This is a genomic window from Syntrophomonas sp. UBA5494 (assembly GCF_002426325.1).
In genome coordinates, this window is record NZ_DIPG01000090.1 from 40,694 (window position 1) to 40,948 (window position 255).

Genomic DNA, 255 nt, shown 5'->3' on the forward strand with positions numbered 1-255 from the left:
CTTCGTCTCTACTTGTCACCCGGCGGCGAACTGGCTGTTGTAGAGGCCGGCGTAGAAGCCGCCCCGGGCCAGCAGGCTCTGGTGCGTCCCCTGCTCGATGATGGCGCCCTGGTTCATCACCAGGATCAGGTCGGCATCGCGTATGGTCGATAAGCGATGGGCGATGACAAAACTGGTGCGCCCCTTCATTAAAGAACCCATGGCCTTTTGAATCAATACCTCGGTGCGGGTGTCCACATTGCTGGTGGCCTCGTC

At 60.0% G+C, this 255-nt stretch carries 1 pseudogene; it reads right to left on the reverse strand.

The features are described 5' to 3' along the window. Nucleotides 1-15: 15 nt before the first annotated feature. Nucleotides 16-255: pseudogene (locus tag B3W37_RS10010) on the reverse strand (ABC transporter ATP-binding protein); the annotation flags it as partial.